We start from the raw sequence: 14,260 nt of genomic DNA, 5'->3' as shown, positions 1-14,260 counted from the left end.
ATCAAGCGATTGCTAAGTTTTATCATTACAAACGTCGCCTTTCCCAATCGCTCAGCTATCTACAACTGTAGTATTAGGCTCCAATTCTACTAAAAAATCGACATCACTATCTGGTTTGGCTTCCCCGCGTGCTACTGAACCAAAAATTCGTACATGAGATGCACCGTGCTGAGCAGCAATGCGGAGAATGTCTTCCCGCCTTTTTTGCAACAGTTCATGAATACTCATGGCTTCAATATCTCTAATGCTTTTGTATTATTATCTTAACTTTAGAGAAAGATGAAATATTTGTGCCAAATATCGATCGCGCAAATATGCGATCGCCTATTGATGTAGTAGAAATGCGATCGCCTGGTGGTGAAGTGAGGATGCGATCGCCTTAAAGTTCCCCAGCAATTTGTAAAGCTTTCTGGACAAGTACTTCCGAAATGCGAAAATCAACTTGATTCAATGCAATTAGTAGCGGCTTAATTTCGGAGATGACACCAAAGCGTTTAGCACGTAGCAACATTCCTACAGTGCCGATGGACTTTTAGACTTAGTTGGAGAGCCAACAGACGTGCTTTTCTATCATCCAAAATGACAAAAACATCCCCAAGCTCCATTGCTAAAGCGATTGCTTCAGCTTCTCCTGAGTCTACTTAGGTGTTTAAGGTAGCAACCACAGCAAGATTTTGCACCGTTCTAACTATTAGCCAATCTGTCTCAATCCCCACTTCAGCAGCAACAGCAGTTGGTATAGTGATGGTGGAAAACACTTGTGGCAAGATATCTAAGCGTTCAATCCTCTCTAATCCAACTAGGCAGGTGCTATTTGTAACAGCCTCTAAGGTCTCCAGTTTAATAGGATTGCTCAAAGGTTAATCTCCCGCTCCAACTCTTCAGATGGATAGTTAATTACTGGCACTCCCATTTTGCCAAGCAATTCAATGAAGGTACGCTTGGAATAACCTGCTAGTTTGGCAGCTTGTCCAAGAGAAATTTTACCAGTTTCAAATAACTTGAGTGTAAGTAGCAGTCGAGCCTCATCTGTAGAAATATTTGGAGGCAGTTCTATTTTTAGCTCGTTCATAATCGTTGAAATTTCAAGCTCTAAGTTGCCTATTTATGGCTAAAGATTAGCACGTCTTTACTTTGCCTCGCTTTCTATCAAGTGCGATCGCAAGTTGTACGGAGATAAGCACGAGGCGAATGGAATTCGAGGCTACACAGGCAAAGTCCGCGAAGGCGGACTATTGAGGTTTGCCCTTTGGTAGAGTAGATAAGTGCATGAGTCCGATAACTCCGCTAAGCTATGATAATGCCCCATCGGTATTCTGCGATCGCGTCACGACAAAAATAATTATATTTCTTCTAGAATAAGTTATTCAGCTATTCAGCCTAAAATACAACTCATCAGCCTGGTGCATATTGACTCGTCGAACATATGGCAATTTTACACTGTAATTGGATTCAAAAAGACCAGCAAAGCTATTTATTTATTTGGGGTGAAGTCTGGCGCTCTTTAGTGGGAGATATCGAGATCGACTCAGCTACAGACGTTCCCACTCACCCGCTAACAATGACGGCTCATGAACTATTAGAATGGTGGCGTGCCTCAGATATTTCCATTCCTAAATCTTTATCTCTATCCGAACAAAAGCAGGGGCGATCGCAGAAAAATACGAATCGTCACCGATCGACCTCCCAATTTTAAACCAAACTCTTGCCTTACCAAGCATAGAAACTCAGAAACAAAAAAAAATCTCGATCCGTCCATTGTATTCTGCTCCTATAACGGAAGAAAACGACGAACGAGAAACTACAAAATCTCAATTTTTCTATCCGTGGCAAGTTGAAGGTTTTTACCTAGAACCGCAAGAGGCGATCGCATTTTTAACATCACTTCCTTTAGCCGTCGATCGCCCAGAAAATTCATGGATGGGAGGCGATTTACGCTTTTGGTCGCAAGTAGCGCGATGGAGTTTAGATTTACTCAGTCGAGGCAAATTTGTTCCTACTTTGAGTCAACAAAGCAATGATATTAACAACTGCGTTATTGCTCGTTGGCGATCGCTTCTCGACAGTGCGATCGATTCCTCGCGATTAGCAAAATTTGCGCAAGCAATGCCTGCGGTTTGTTGTTTTTATCAGAATACAACAATTATAGGGGCGCACGGCTGTGCGCCCCTACAAATCAAATTCCCATCGTCGCCACAAGAATTAATCTTAGAATTTCTCAACGATACAATTGATGTACAGGTTAGAGCGATCGCGCAGCAAAATGCACAAAATAATTCTTTCCCTACTGTACCTTCACCTCTGAAAGAATGGTTACAAAGTTTGGCTGCTGTTGACGCAAAAATAATAGCAGATCCAGCCCAATTAGAACGCTTAGAAGCAATGGTCAAAGCTTGGACTGCACCAATTCAATATCAATTAGAAGGGCGAAGTTTATTTCGGACTTGTTTTCAGTTATCTCCTCCAACTGAAGGTAAGAATAATTGGTCTCTAAGTTACTATCTACAAGCAGTAGACACGCCCGAATTTATTGTTGATGCAGCTACAATTTGGCAACATCCAGTTGCTAACTTAGAATATTGCGATGCCGAAGGCGGTTCGCGAAGCGACCAGCGCACGATCTCGCAACCGCAGGAAACCTTACTAAGGGGTTTGGGATTAGCTTCAAGACTTTATTCTCTAATTGCACCAAGTTTAGAACAACCATTTCCTCAATCTTGTAGTCTCAATCCCCTACAAGCATACGAGTTTATTAAATCAGTCGTATGGCGATTTGAGGATAGCGGTTTAGGTGTGATTTTGCCCTCCAGTTTAGAGCGTGAGGGTTGGGCAAATCGCTTAGGATTGAAAATTAGTGCTACGACTCCGAAGAAAAGCGATCGCCTGGGATTGCAAAGCCTACTGAATTTTAAATGGGAATTGGCGATCGGCGGACAAACTTTATCGAAAGCAGAATTCGATCGCTTGGTGAAGTTAAACAGTCCCCTAGTCGAAATTAACGGCGAGTGGGTAGAGTTGCGTCCCCAAGATATCAAAACAGCCCAAGCTTTCTTTACGGCGCGTAAAGATAACTTGAATTTAAGTCTAGAAGATGCTTTGCGATTGAGTACGGGCGACACCCAGACGATTGAAAAGCTTCCTGTGGTTAGTTTTGAAGCATCAGGGGCGCTGCAAGAATTAATGACAGCACTAACAGATAACCAAGCGATCGCACCTTTAGCCACACCAGAGGGCTTTCGCGGCGAATTGCGCCCCTATCAAGCACGGGGTGCGGGGTGGTTGAGTTTCCTCGAACGCTGGGGCTTAGGTGCGTGTCTGGCGGACGATATGGGACTGGGAAAAACGATCCAGTTCATCGCTTTTCTACTCAATCTCAAGCAACAAAAAGCATTAGAAAAACCAACTTTGTTAGTTTGTCCTACTTCTGTATTGGGAAACTGGGAACGGGAGGTGAGAAAATTTGCCCCGCAGTTAAAAGTATTGATGTATCACGGGGATAAAAGACCAAAAGGTAAGACATTCGAGCAAACTGTTACAGGAAAAGATTTGGTAATTACCAGTTATGCTTTAATGCACCGCGATTTAAAAACTCACCAAAGTGTTTCTTGGCAAGGAATTGTTTTAGATGAAGCCCAGAATATCAAAAATTCTGAAGCCAAGCAATCTCAGGCAGTGCGTCAGTTAGAAGCCCAATTTCGCTTTGCTTTGACGGGTACGCCAGTAGAAAACAGATTGCAAGAATTGTGGTCGATTCTAGATTTTATCAACCCTGGATATTTAGGACAAAAGCAATTCTTTCAAAGACGATTTGCGATTCCGATTGAGAAATATGGCGATGCAGCTTCTTTAAAAACATTGCGATCGCTAGTTCAACCTTTTATTTTGCGACGATTAAAGAGCGATCGCAGTATTATTCAAGACTTGCCTGAAAAACAGGAGATGACTGAATTTTGTGGTTTATCTCCCGAACAGGCGAAACTGTACGAACAATTAGTTGAAACATCCTTGGCTGAAATTGATGCTGCTGATGGAATTCAACGCCGAGGGATGATTTTGGCACTACTAGTAAAATTAAAACAACTATGCAATCATCCAGGGCAGTTTTTGAAAGAAACAACGCTGAAAGAACCACAGCGATCGGGTAAATTGATTCGACTACAAGAGATGTTAGAAGAAGCAATTTCAGAAGGCGATCGCGCTTTAATTTTCACTCAATTTGCGGAATGGGGTAAGTTGTTAAAACCTCATTTAGAACAAAAGTTAGGTCGAGAAATCTTTTTCCTCTATGGTAGTACTTCCAAGAAACAAAGAGAGGAAATGATCGATCGTTTTCAGCACGATCCACAGGGTCCACCCGTGATGATTTTGTCTCTCAAAGCTGGGGGAACGGGATTAAATTTAACGCGGGCAAATCATGTATTTCACTTCGATCGCTGGTGGAATCCAGCCGTAGAAAACCAAGCCACAGATCGGGTATTTCGGATCGGGCAAACTCGTAATGTTCAAGTCCACAAATTTGTTTGCACGGGAACGTTGGAAGAGAAAATTAACGACATGATTGAAAGCAAAAAAGCCTTAGCAGAGCAAGTGGTAGGCGCAGGTGAAAATTGGTTGACTGACTTAGATACAGATCAATTGCGACAATTACTCGTACTAGAACGTAATGCTGTAATTGAAGAGAATGAGGATTAACAATAACTGTAGGAAGATACAATGACTACAAACCAAAGCTTTCAAGCTAGTCGAGAGTGGTGGTCGCAACGCTGGCTAGATCTATTAGATTCCTATCGATTCAAAAAGCGATTGGAACGCGGCAGAAATTATGCACGACAGGGAAACATTTTAAATATCAAATTTGAAGGTTCTCAAGTATTAGCACGGGTGCAAGGGACAGATCCAGAACCATACAAAGTTTCACTATCTTTAGAAAAATTTGATGACGAACAGTGGGGATATGTTGTAGAAACAATGTCTCAAAAAGCAGTTTATGCAGCCAAATTACTAGCAGGAGAAATGCCGCAAAATATAGAAGAGATTTTTACTGCTAATGGTTTATCTTTGTTTCCTTTTACCCTATCAGAAGTTAAAAGTCACTGTTCTTGTCCCGATAAAGCCAACCCTTGCAAACACGTCGCCGCAGTCTACTATCAACTAGGCGATCGCTTCAGCGAAGATCCCTTTGTCTTGTTCCAACTACGGGGACGCACTAAGGATGAGGTTCTCACTTCCTTAAGGGAATTTAGGAGTAAAGAAGAAAAGTCAAAAGTCAAAAGTCAAAAGTTAAAAGTTAAAAGTCAAAATTTCCCGATTCCCGACTCCCGTACGGGTGGGTTTGGAAACCCGCCCCTACCGACTCCCTCATTTTGGCAATACAATGAATCACTCGACCCATCGTTAGTGGTCATAGCACCATCACTCAGCGGCGAAACGATTTTAGATGTCTTAGGAGAAATTCCCGTGGCAGAATTAGAGACTGATGAAGCAGATCGAGGTGATGCCACTGCATCTGGAATAGTACAAAAATACTTAACTGACATTTACCAACAAGCCAGCCAACAAGCCGCGATCGCAGCGATGAGTACTGGATGATGGGCTAGGAGTGAGGGAGACAAGGGGACAAGGGAGACAAGGGGGACAAGGGGGACAAGGGGGACAAGGGAGACAAGGGGGACAAGGGGGACAAGGGAGACAAGGAGGATACACAATTCACAGTTAATTCCAACTTCCAACTTCTTTCCCCGCATCCCAAGACACGACAGCCTTTTCCCTGCTCTCTGCTCCCTGCTCCCTGCTACCTAATAACTGACAATGGGTGGAATATATGGCGATCGCGTCGTTTAATAAACTAAGGTCTTAAATCTTAATGTTGTTTATTTTCTGACTCAACTATGGCTGAAGCTTTGAAACTTGAAGATGCGGTGGAATTTGCCGAAAACCCAGAACCGCGCTGTCCGTGCGTCCTGCTGTTAGATACTTCTGGCTCCATGCAGGGAGTCGCTATTGACGCTCTCAATGAGGGTTTACGCACTTTCAAAGAGGAACTCAACCAAGATAACTTGGCGCGCAAGCGGGTTGAAGTGGCGATCGTCACGTTTGGTAGTGACGTGAAAGTAGCGCAGGATTTCGTCACGGCTGACATATTTGAACCGCCTAGCCTATCAGCCCAAGGTTTAACTCACATGGGTGGGGCAATTCTCCAAGGGCTAGATATGATCGAAGCCCGTAAAGGTCAGTATCGTAGTAATGGTGTGAATTACTATCGTCCTTGGGTATTTTTGATCACGGATGGCGAACCGCAAGGAGAACCAGACAGTATCATCGACCAAGCCACGCAACGGATTCGCGACGATGAGGCAGGTAAGCGAGTTGCTTTCTTTGCTGTAGGGGTAGAATCAGCCAACATGACGCGCTTGAGTCAAATTGTCGTCCGCAGCCCCTTAAAGTTACAAGGATTAAACTTCAAAGAGCTGTTTATCTGGCTATCGGCAAGTATGCAGCGGGTTTCTCAATCCAAACCAGAAGATCAAGTTGCTCTCCCACCGCCTGGGTGGGGCGTAGTCTAAATCAGTGACCAGTGACCAGTGAACAGTGACCGATATTTGTCTGTTGCGATCGCTGTCAAACCTTACGATTCTGTTTCTCTTGACAATAGATCTAGATCTACCTCTCTTTTACCCCCCTTAAAAAGGGGGGTTGGGGGGATCTTCCAAGGCACAGTTTCAGGGAAAGAGTAGGGCTACTGTTTATAGCCTCTCATTTAGCATTCACCACCAAACAACTCGCTTTCTCGTTTCCTTCTGGTGGCAGCAGGGCGACGACGTGAGGCACGGGACGGGGGGTATAAGGTACTAGCAATTCACCCTTATAAGCAAGCGAAGAACTGTCACCGGAGTCGAGCATTACCGCATCTCGCAACCCAGCTTTAGCTAATACTGCACCTAGCCTCACAGCATCGACATTTCTCGGAGCCACGCCAATTGTGGGCTGTCCTGCCTGGTTAATTCCCCAGAAAGCCCGACGACGCGCCGCATCAAAACCAAATAAGTTACCAAAAGACTCTCGCGATCGCGGTTGTCCGTCTTTTACCAGCCAAGCAGCAGCGACAAAAGCATCTGTTACGTCTGACATCTCCGCCTGGATTCCTTCTAACGTGTTGTGTAACGAAGGATCGAAGGGAATATATTTAACTGCCTGAGTCCCAATTAATACCAAGGGTCTACCTGCAAGCCTAAGATTCTCACTTGCATTACCAGGGACAAAGTTACTCGCTTTTTGACTGAGTACGGGACCGATCATAATGTTGGAATTGATGACTTTGAGCGAGAAAAAGCCCCCATCTACGCCCGCAACTGCGGCAGTATCAGCTAAAATCTCCGGGACTTGGTAGCGGCTTTTCGCATGGATCGTCATTGGTCTACCACCAGAGATTAATAACAAGTAGGTGCGATCGATGGTGGTTTTGTTGACGGTGACATTGGCAGAAAAATCGAATTCTTCTCCCCACTTAGGAATTTTCATGCCACCTGAAGTTTGAGAGAGAATGCTAGATTCTGGGTTGGCGATCGCCCGTGCTAAATTAGATTGACCGAAGCGACCGATGGCAAGTAAACTTTCCGAGTCGCCAGCAAAGCGTTCGTCGTTGTCGTTCATCGTCAGCGCCGATAGATAACCAGCCTTTTTGACTGCTGCGGCAACTTTTTGGTTATATTTCCCAGCCGGATACGTAAAATAGCGGATTGGTATATCTAGCTTATTTTCCAAAATCTGTTTGGATTTAGTCACTTCCATTTGGAGTTTGTCGTCGGACAGGCGACGCAAATCTTCAGGATGGGTAACGCTGTGAGCTGCAACAGTAATTAACGGATCGGCTGCCATTTCCTTCAGTTGTTCCCAACTGACATGACTTCTACCGACGTTGTTGCCTACCCCAGAAGTATAAATAGAAAACACGGCTGGATAGCCATATTTTTTTAGAAGTGGATAAACATATTCGTAATGTCCCCCGTAGCCGTCATCAAACGTTAACATAATCGGCTTTTCTGGCAAGGGTAAACCCGTCCGCAGATGAATGACGAGTTGGTCGTAACTGATGGGGGTAAAACCCTGTTGTTTAATAAATTGAAGATGCTGCTCGAATTCTTGGGGCGTGACATCAAAAAAGACTTGTTTTTTGGGCAAGATGTCGTGATACATCAAGATGGGAACCTTTGCCAATTTTGCCCTTTCATTGATAGTGGGGTAAGGGCTGGAATTGAAATAGGCAGCTAATTGGGGTCCCAACTTCAAGCTGAGAAACTCAAAGAGTTTGGTTTTATCTTCTGTCCAATTTGTCGTCTGAAGCAACTGAGTTGCCAAGCTAGTAAGTTCGGTTCCATAAGGCGAAGCTTGCGGACAATGACTTAAAGACGGTGCTGGTGTTGAGGAATTGTTTTGCTTTTCTTGCGCTTGAGCTACAGTTGCAAAAAGCGACACGGAAAAAGTCAGCGTTACTGACAGAAGTAGTTTTGACAGCACCGGACTGAAATATTGAGCAGTAAAAAACCGATAAAAGCAAGTTGACAACATGGGTATCTACAAAAACGAGCGAGACTCTTAGATTCTGAGCCAATAAAGTTTTAGCCAAGTGTAAGCCATTCCCAAAAGTGAGACAATTACACCCTAATCGCAATGCATTAAAAGTCTAATATTTACTGCTTAAGTTCCCGCTAAGGCAGCTTTAAGTTAGTGCAAATACCGTGAGGAATATAAGTCGGGAGTCGGGAGTCGGGGAAGAGAGCTGAGGGGCTTCAGGGGCTTCAGGGGCTTCAGGGGCTTCAGGGGCTTCAGGTGCAAGAACTGTCTTCACGCAGTGTAGCGTAGCGTTTACTGTCAACCAACTACCAATTACCAACTACCAATTACCAATTACCAACTACTATCAACTCCATTCCCTGACTCCTCATTTAAGTGTCCAATAGTGGCTAAAATGATTAAGCCTGTACCTGGCAAGCTAGAACGCTAATCAAGAGTAATCCTGAAATGGTTGCACGATCGCTGCTCTACGAAGGCAAAGCCAAAATTGTTTACACGACAACAGAGCCAGAAATATTACTGGCACATTTCAAAGACGATGCCACTGCCTTTAATGCTCAAAAGCGAGGCAGTATTGTCGGCAAAGGAGAGATTAACTGCACCATCTCCACTGTGTTGTTTCAGTATTTAGAAAAGCAAGGCATTCCGACACACTGGCTGGAAAGCATTAGTGCCAATCAAATGCGCGTCAGGCGATTGCAAATCTTGCCGTTAGAGGTGGTCGTCAGGAACATTGCCGCAGGGAGTCTCTGTCAACAAACAGGATTACCTCTAGGGACAGTTTTGAAACAGCCGTTGGTAGAGTTTTATTACAAAAACGATAGTTTAGGAGATCCCTTATTGACGAGCGATCGCCTCTTTTTGCTAGAGCTAGCAACTCCAGAACAAGTCAACCAATTACAACAAATGGCGCGCCAAATTAATCGCTATCTGAGCGAATTTTTCCAGCGTTGCGATCTGACCCTGGTAGACTTCAAGCTAGAGTTTGGGTACGATGCTCAGGGACAGTTACGGCTGGGTGATGAAATTAGCCCCGATACTTGTCGTTTATGGGACGTAGCTGAAACAGACACCAATCGGCGAGTCATGGACAAAGACCGTTTCCGTCGCGACTTAGGCAATGTCGAAACCGCCTACCAAGAGGTGCTGCGTCGCGTGCTAGCTCAAGGTAATGAGGGAGGCGGGAATTAGGGAGTCGGGAGTCGGAAGTGGGAGACAAGGAAGACAAGGGGGACAAGGAAGCAGAGGAAGAGAGGAGCAAACAATTGCTAACCGTCAACAGTCAACCGTCAACTACCAAATGACAAATGACAAATGACGAATGACAAACTTTTATTGGTGTGCGGACGTGCTAAATAGGTGAAACAAAATGCGTTTATTTCGTGTATGGGTAGCGATCGCGGCGATCGCGAGCTTTCGGCAAGTCATGCTGGTGCAAATGCCAGCAACGTATGCAACTCCTGCCGATCGCACTGTGACAGAGGAGCAAGGAAAACAATTTAAAGTCAAAAGTCAAAAGTTAAAAGTCAAAAATAATTCTGAAATTGCCAGAAGTCGGAATTCTCCGACGTCTTCACGTCAAGTGTTAATCGCCAGCTTAAAGGGAGAAAAGGTTGTAACAGCAACACCAAAATTAGCAGCAAAAAAATTAGCAGCTAAAGAAAGCTTTTCTCTAAAACCAAGTACAAATCGTAGCGATCGTCATCTGACAGAGCATGGCGCAGCGGCACTCAAAACGCGAGCGATCGCCCAACTCGACTCGCAGGACGAGACCCCCAGAGGAATTGAAATTCCGATTAACCGCGATCGTCAACCAGCACCGGATTCTAAACCAGCGACAGAACCAGCTACGCCGCCAACAGTACCAGTGCAACCAGCTCCAGGTACGGAATCTCTACCGCAGCAAGAAACACCCAATCGCATTCAAGTTCCCGTGACTCCTAACGGCGCACCTGCACCAGGAAGCGTTCCCAATCAGCCAAATCCACCTATTCCTCCATCCACTCCAGCACCAGAACAAAAACTACCAACAGATGCGCTTCCCCCTACGCCAACTCAGCCAGGAACGCCGGGAGAAACTCAACCCACGCCAACTCAGCCAGGAACGCCAGCACCAAATCAACCCACGCCAGAAACTCAACCCGAAGCCGCAGAACCTAGAGTTCTTGTCGCAGAAGTCGCTGTGAGTAGCGAAACTGGCACTTTGACTGAAGAATTACAAAACGAAGTTTACCAAGCAATTCGTACCGCTCCAGGGCGAACGACAACGCGATCGCAATTACAAGAAGATATCAACGCCATTTTTGCGACAGGCTTTTTCGCCAACGTCCGGGCTATACCGGAAGATACACCCTTGGGCGTGCGGGTTGCCTATATCGTGCAACCCAACCCAACCCTTCAGCGAGTCCAAATCGAAGCTAACCCTGGTACAAATGTTCCGTCTGTCTTGCCTCCCAAATTAGTTGAGGATACTTTTAAGCCGCAGTACGGCAACATTCTCAACTTCCGCCGCTTGCAGGAAGGCATTAAGCAGCTCAACGAGTGGTATCAGAAAAATGGTTATGTCTTGGCACAAGTGATTGCCGCGCCCCAAGTTGCACCAGACGGCACGGTGACGCTCCAAGTATCGGAAGGGGTTGTTGAAGATATCCAAGTCCGTTTCGTGCGGGAAGGCGAAGCAACCGACGATGAAGGCAAACCAATTCGCGGTCGGACGCGAGATTTTATCATCACGCGAGAACTCGCCCTGAAGCCCAATAACGTATTCAATCGCAACGTGGTTCAAAGCGACTTGCAGCGAGTTTACGCACTAGGGATATTTGAAGATGTAAACGTTGCCCTCAACCCCGGTCAAGACCCCCGTAAAGTGATTGTCGTACTGAACGTGGACGAACGCCGCAGCGGTAGTTTGGGATTGAGCGGTGGTATTAGTTCTGCCAGTGGCTTATTTGGAGCAGTCAGCTTTCAACAAAACAATTTAGGTGGCAACAACCAAAAGCTAGGGGCAGAGTTGCAGGTTGGTACGGAACGGAGCGAGTTGCTGTTCGATCTTCGGTTCACAGACCCCTGGATTGCTGGAGACCCCTATAGAACTTCCTATACAGTCAACTTATTCCAGCGGCGATCGATTTCGCTAATTTTTGATGGAGATGACGAGAATATCGAGGTAGGCGACCCTGATGATGGCGTGCGTCCCCGCGTGCGGCGACAAGGTGGCGGCGTTACCTTTACCCGTCCTTTGTCTCGCAATCCCTTGGCTCGGTCGGAATGGACTGCATCCGCAGGCTTGCAATATCAGCGTATTTCCATCCGCGATGATGATGGTGAAGTCACGCCAGAAGGTAGATTTAACGGTAGAGAAGATATTCCCTTGAGTTTTTCTGACGACGGTTCAGACGATTTGCTCACTGTACAGTTAGGAGCAGTGCGCGATCTCCGAAATAACATCACGACACCTACTGACGGTTCTTTCCTGCGATTAGGCGTAGAGCAATCGATTCCCATCGGTAGCGGTAGCATTCTCCTGAATCGATTGCGGGGTAGCTACAGTCAATATATTCCGGTCAACTTTACTAGTTTCAATGAAGGACCGGAAACTTTAGCTTTTAATATTCAAGCTGGAACGGTCATTGGCGATCTACCTCCCTACGAAGCCTTTTCCATTGGTGGTAGTAATTCAGTACGGGGTTACGGAGAAGGAGAATTAGGCAGCGGACGCAGTTTTGTCACTGCTACAGCCGAGTATCGCTTTCCGATTTTCTCGGTTGTCGGTGGCGCTCTATTTGTCGATTTTGGCTCCGATTTAGGGACGGCAGGTAACGTACCTGGAGAACCAGCAATTCTACTCGATAAACCAGGTACGGGAGTCGGCTACGGTGTTGGCGTGCGAGTCAATTCTCCCTTGGGACCCCTGCGCCTAGACTACGGCTTGAACAGCGACGGCGATAGTCGCATTCAGTTCGGTATTGGGGAGAAATTTTAGGGGTAGGGGTTATGGATAGGAGACAGGAAATAGGAGGACAAGGAGATAAGGGTGACAAGCGAGAAATTAATTCCGAATTCCGAATTCCGAATTCCGAGTTCTCCTCACAACAATACACTCTCGCAGGTACTATAAGTCAGTCGGGAGTCGGATTGCATAGTGGAGAGACTAGCCAAGTTCGCATTTTACCCGCCGCAGCGGGAGAAGGGCGCTATTTTGTGCGGGTCGATTTGCCAACTCAACCAATAATTCCTGCTCGCGTTGAGGCGGTTAGCCAAACCGTACTTTCAACGCAACTCGAAACTGGAACGGCATCCGTGCGCACCGTAGAGCATTTGCTAGCAGCCCTAGCAGGCAGCGGAGTCGATAATGCCAGGATTGAAATTGATGCGGCAGAAGTGCCGCTGTTAGACGGTTCTGCGCGAGTCTGGGCAGAGGAGATCGCCAAAGTTGGGCGATCTCCTCTGCCGGCGCCTACTATTGTCCCCCAATTACTAGAACCCGTTTGGGTACGCGAAGGCGATACTTTTGTCGCAGCTTTGCCCGCACCAGAAACCCGCTTTACTTACGGAATTGACTTTGAGACTGAGGCGATCGGCAATCAATGGCATAGTTGGACGTATAATACATCTACATTTGCGGCAGAAATTGCCCCAGCACGCACTTTCGGTTTGGCAACCCAGATCGAATTCTTGCGATCGCAAGGGTTAATTAAAGGTGGAAGTCTTGAAAATGCTATTGTTTGTACCCCCCAATCATGGCTGAATCCACCATTGAGATTTGCAAATGAACCAGCACGTCATAAAATTTTAGATTTAGTGGGAGATTTGTGCTTACTGGGGACATTCCCCAACGCTCATTTCCTTGCTTATAAAGCAAGCCACAAACTACACGTTCAACTTGCCCAACTGCTGGAGCAAAAAATGAAATCATGAAGGAGACAGGAGACAGAGACAGGAGACAAGAAAGACAAGGGGGTAATTCTAGTCACTAGCCACCAGCCACCAGTCACTCACCTGACTCCCTGCTCCCTAATCCTTCTCTGCACAGCCCCGATCTTTGAGAAATTCAGCCATGTCAACCCTGATCCAAGTCAATTCCCCAGATTCTCCTGCTAGCGATGATGCTAATCTTCAGCATCTCGATCGTCAAACTGAAGTTACTCCTACCCCAGAGAAAACAACCCTCACAGTCGAGCAAATTCATGCACTTTTGCCTCATCGCTATCCTTTTGCCCTGGTAGATAGAATTATTGAGTACATCCCAGGGAAAAGAGCGGTTGGGATCAAGAATGTGACTTTCAACGAACCTCATTTTCAGGGACATTTTCCCCAAAGACCATTGATGCCTGGAGTTTTGATTGTAGAAGCTATGGCACAAGTCGGTGGAGTCGTGTTAACTCAAATGCAAGAAATGGACGGCAATTTGTTTGTGTTTGCTGGCATGGATAAAGTTAGGTTTCGGCGACAAGTAACTCCCGGAGATCAGTTGGTGATGACAGTGGAACTGTTGTGGGTAAAGCGTCGTCGTTTTGGGAGAATGCAAGCCCGTGCTGAAGTTGACGGTCAACTGGCAGCAGAAGGTGAATTACTCTTTTCCCTTGTAGAGTAATTTAGCAGAAGTCAGAAGTCAGAAGTCGGAAGTCAGAAGTCAAAGGTCAAAAGTCAAATGTCAGAAGCGATTTACGCACCACTCACCACTCATCGA

The 14,260-nt window shown here is 46.0% G+C and carries 10 protein-coding genes and 3 pseudogenes; 8 read left to right on the top strand and 5 right to left on the bottom strand.

Annotated features, from left to right (window positions below; translation table 11 throughout):
* Positions 1-57: 57 nt before the first annotated feature.
* The 4 genes and pseudogenes from DSM107010_RS14915 to DSM107010_RS14905 form a co-directional block, all read right to left on the bottom strand.
* Positions 58-228 (bottom strand): annotated as a pseudogene (locus tag DSM107010_RS14915) (nucleotidyltransferase family protein); the annotation flags it as partial.
* Between the two features lie 151 nt (positions 229-379).
* Positions 380-511, bottom strand: a complete 132-nt coding sequence (locus tag DSM107010_RS39640; protein WP_199755557.1) for a DUF3368 domain-containing protein — start codon at positions 509-511, stop codon at positions 380-382.
* Positions 495-857, bottom strand: a pseudogene (locus DSM107010_RS43525) (PIN domain-containing protein). Before DSM107010_RS43525 ends, DSM107010_RS39640 begins: the two are co-directional and overlap by 17 nt.
* A complete protein-coding gene (locus DSM107010_RS14905; protein WP_015154314.1) occupies positions 854-1,072 on the bottom strand; it encodes a UPF0175 family protein in 219 nt (72 codons plus the stop codon). The pseudogene DSM107010_RS43525 and the gene DSM107010_RS14905 overlap by 4 nt, the downstream one beginning before the upstream one ends.
* 354 nt (positions 1,073-1,426) lie before the next feature.
* On the opposite strand from DSM107010_RS14905, the pseudogene DSM107010_RS14900 reads away from it, so the two are divergent.
* The 3 genes and pseudogenes from DSM107010_RS14900 to DSM107010_RS14890 all read left to right on the top strand — a co-directional run bounded on the left by DSM107010_RS14900 (position 1,427) and on the right by DSM107010_RS14890 (position 6,563).
* Positions 1,427-4,692, top strand: a pseudogene (locus tag DSM107010_RS14900) (DEAD/DEAH box helicase).
* Positions 4,693-4,713: 21 nt separating this feature from the next.
* The gene (locus tag DSM107010_RS14895) at positions 4,714-5,589 is read left to right on the top strand and encodes an SWIM zinc finger family protein (RefSeq protein ID WP_127023273.1); all 876 of its coding nucleotides are present in this window, start codon (positions 4,714-4,716) and stop codon (positions 5,587-5,589) included.
* Positions 5,590-5,888: 299 nt separating this feature from the next.
* A complete protein-coding gene (locus tag DSM107010_RS14890; RefSeq protein WP_181245383.1) occupies positions 5,889-6,563 on the top strand; it encodes a vWA domain-containing protein in 675 nt (224 codons plus the stop codon).
* A 190-nt stretch (positions 6,564-6,753) separates the two neighbouring features.
* Here the strand turns inward: DSM107010_RS14890 and DSM107010_RS14885 are convergent, their stop codons facing one another.
* Positions 6,754-8,565 carry a polysaccharide deacetylase family protein gene (locus DSM107010_RS14885; RefSeq protein WP_106170482.1) on the bottom strand — a complete coding sequence of 604 codons (1,812 nt, stop codon included), beginning with the start codon at positions 8,563-8,565 and terminating at the stop codon, positions 6,754-6,756.
* 453 nt (positions 8,566-9,018) lie between these two features.
* Between DSM107010_RS14885 and purC the strand changes: the two genes are divergently transcribed.
* From purC to fabZ, 5 genes are all read left to right on the top strand, one after another.
* Positions 9,019-9,762 carry a phosphoribosylaminoimidazolesuccinocarboxamide synthase gene (purC, locus tag DSM107010_RS14880; RefSeq protein ID WP_106168598.1) on the top strand — a complete coding sequence of 248 codons (744 nt, stop codon included), beginning with the start codon at positions 9,019-9,021 and terminating at the stop codon, positions 9,760-9,762.
* Positions 9,743-9,889: a hypothetical protein gene (locus DSM107010_RS38450; protein WP_158631790.1), complete on the top strand. Its 147-nt coding sequence runs from the start codon at positions 9,743-9,745 to the stop codon at positions 9,887-9,889. The genes purC and DSM107010_RS38450 overlap by 20 nt, the downstream gene beginning before the upstream one ends.
* Before the next feature lie 51 nt (positions 9,890-9,940).
* Entirely contained in the window at positions 9,941-12,553 is a 2,613-nt protein-coding gene (locus tag DSM107010_RS14875) for a BamA/TamA family outer membrane protein (RefSeq protein ID WP_106168597.1), read from the top strand.
* An 11-nt stretch (positions 12,554-12,564) separates the two neighbouring features.
* Positions 12,565-13,488, top strand: coding sequence for a UDP-3-O-acyl-N-acetylglucosamine deacetylase (gene lpxC / locus DSM107010_RS14870; protein WP_106168596.1), 924 nt, complete (start codon positions 12,565-12,567; stop codon positions 13,486-13,488).
* A 139-nt stretch (positions 13,489-13,627) separates the two neighbouring features.
* A complete protein-coding gene (gene fabZ, locus DSM107010_RS14865) occupies positions 13,628-14,164 on the top strand; it encodes a 3-hydroxyacyl-ACP dehydratase FabZ (RefSeq protein WP_015154306.1) in 537 nt (178 codons plus the stop codon).
* Positions 14,165-14,260 lie beyond the last annotated feature (96 nt).

It is taken from the genome of Chroococcidiopsis cubana SAG 39.79 (assembly GCF_003991895.1).
Taxonomy (GTDB): Bacteria; Cyanobacteriota; Cyanobacteriia; order Cyanobacteriales; family Chroococcidiopsidaceae; genus Chroococcidiopsis; species Chroococcidiopsis thermalis.
Note: the sequence above shows the minus strand (reverse complement) of the source record. Positions and strands in the feature narration are given on the sequence as shown.

Bases quoted from the DNA above. Each gene is read 5' to 3' on its own strand.
- DSM107010_RS39640 (WP_199755557.1), bottom strand. From the start codon at position 511: ATGTTGCTACGTGCTAAACGCTTTGGTGTCATCTCCGAAATTAAGCCG.
- DSM107010_RS14905 (WP_015154314.1), bottom strand. From the start codon at position 1,072: ATGAACGAGCTAAAAATAGAACTGCCTCCAAATATTTCTACAGATGAG.
- DSM107010_RS14895 (WP_127023273.1), top strand. From the start codon at position 4,714: ATGACTACAAACCAAAGCTTTCAAGCTAGTCGAGAGTGGTGGTCGCAA.
- DSM107010_RS14890 (WP_181245383.1), top strand. From the start codon at position 5,889: ATGGCTGAAGCTTTGAAACTTGAAGATGCGGTGGAATTTGCCGAAAAC.
- DSM107010_RS14885 (WP_106170482.1), bottom strand. From the start codon at position 8,565: ATGTTGTCAACTTGCTTTTATCGGTTTTTTACTGCTCAATATTTCAGT.
- purC (WP_106168598.1), top strand. From the start codon at position 9,019: ATGGTTGCACGATCGCTGCTCTACGAAGGCAAAGCCAAAATTGTTTAC.
- DSM107010_RS38450 (WP_158631790.1), top strand. From the start codon at position 9,743: ATGAGGGAGGCGGGAATTAGGGAGTCGGGAGTCGGAAGTGGGAGACAA.
- DSM107010_RS14875 (WP_106168597.1), top strand. From the start codon at position 9,941: ATGCGTTTATTTCGTGTATGGGTAGCGATCGCGGCGATCGCGAGCTTT.
- lpxC (WP_106168596.1), top strand. From the start codon at position 12,565: ATGGATAGGAGACAGGAAATAGGAGGACAAGGAGATAAGGGTGACAAG.
- fabZ (WP_015154306.1), top strand. From the start codon at position 13,628: ATGTCAACCCTGATCCAAGTCAATTCCCCAGATTCTCCTGCTAGCGAT.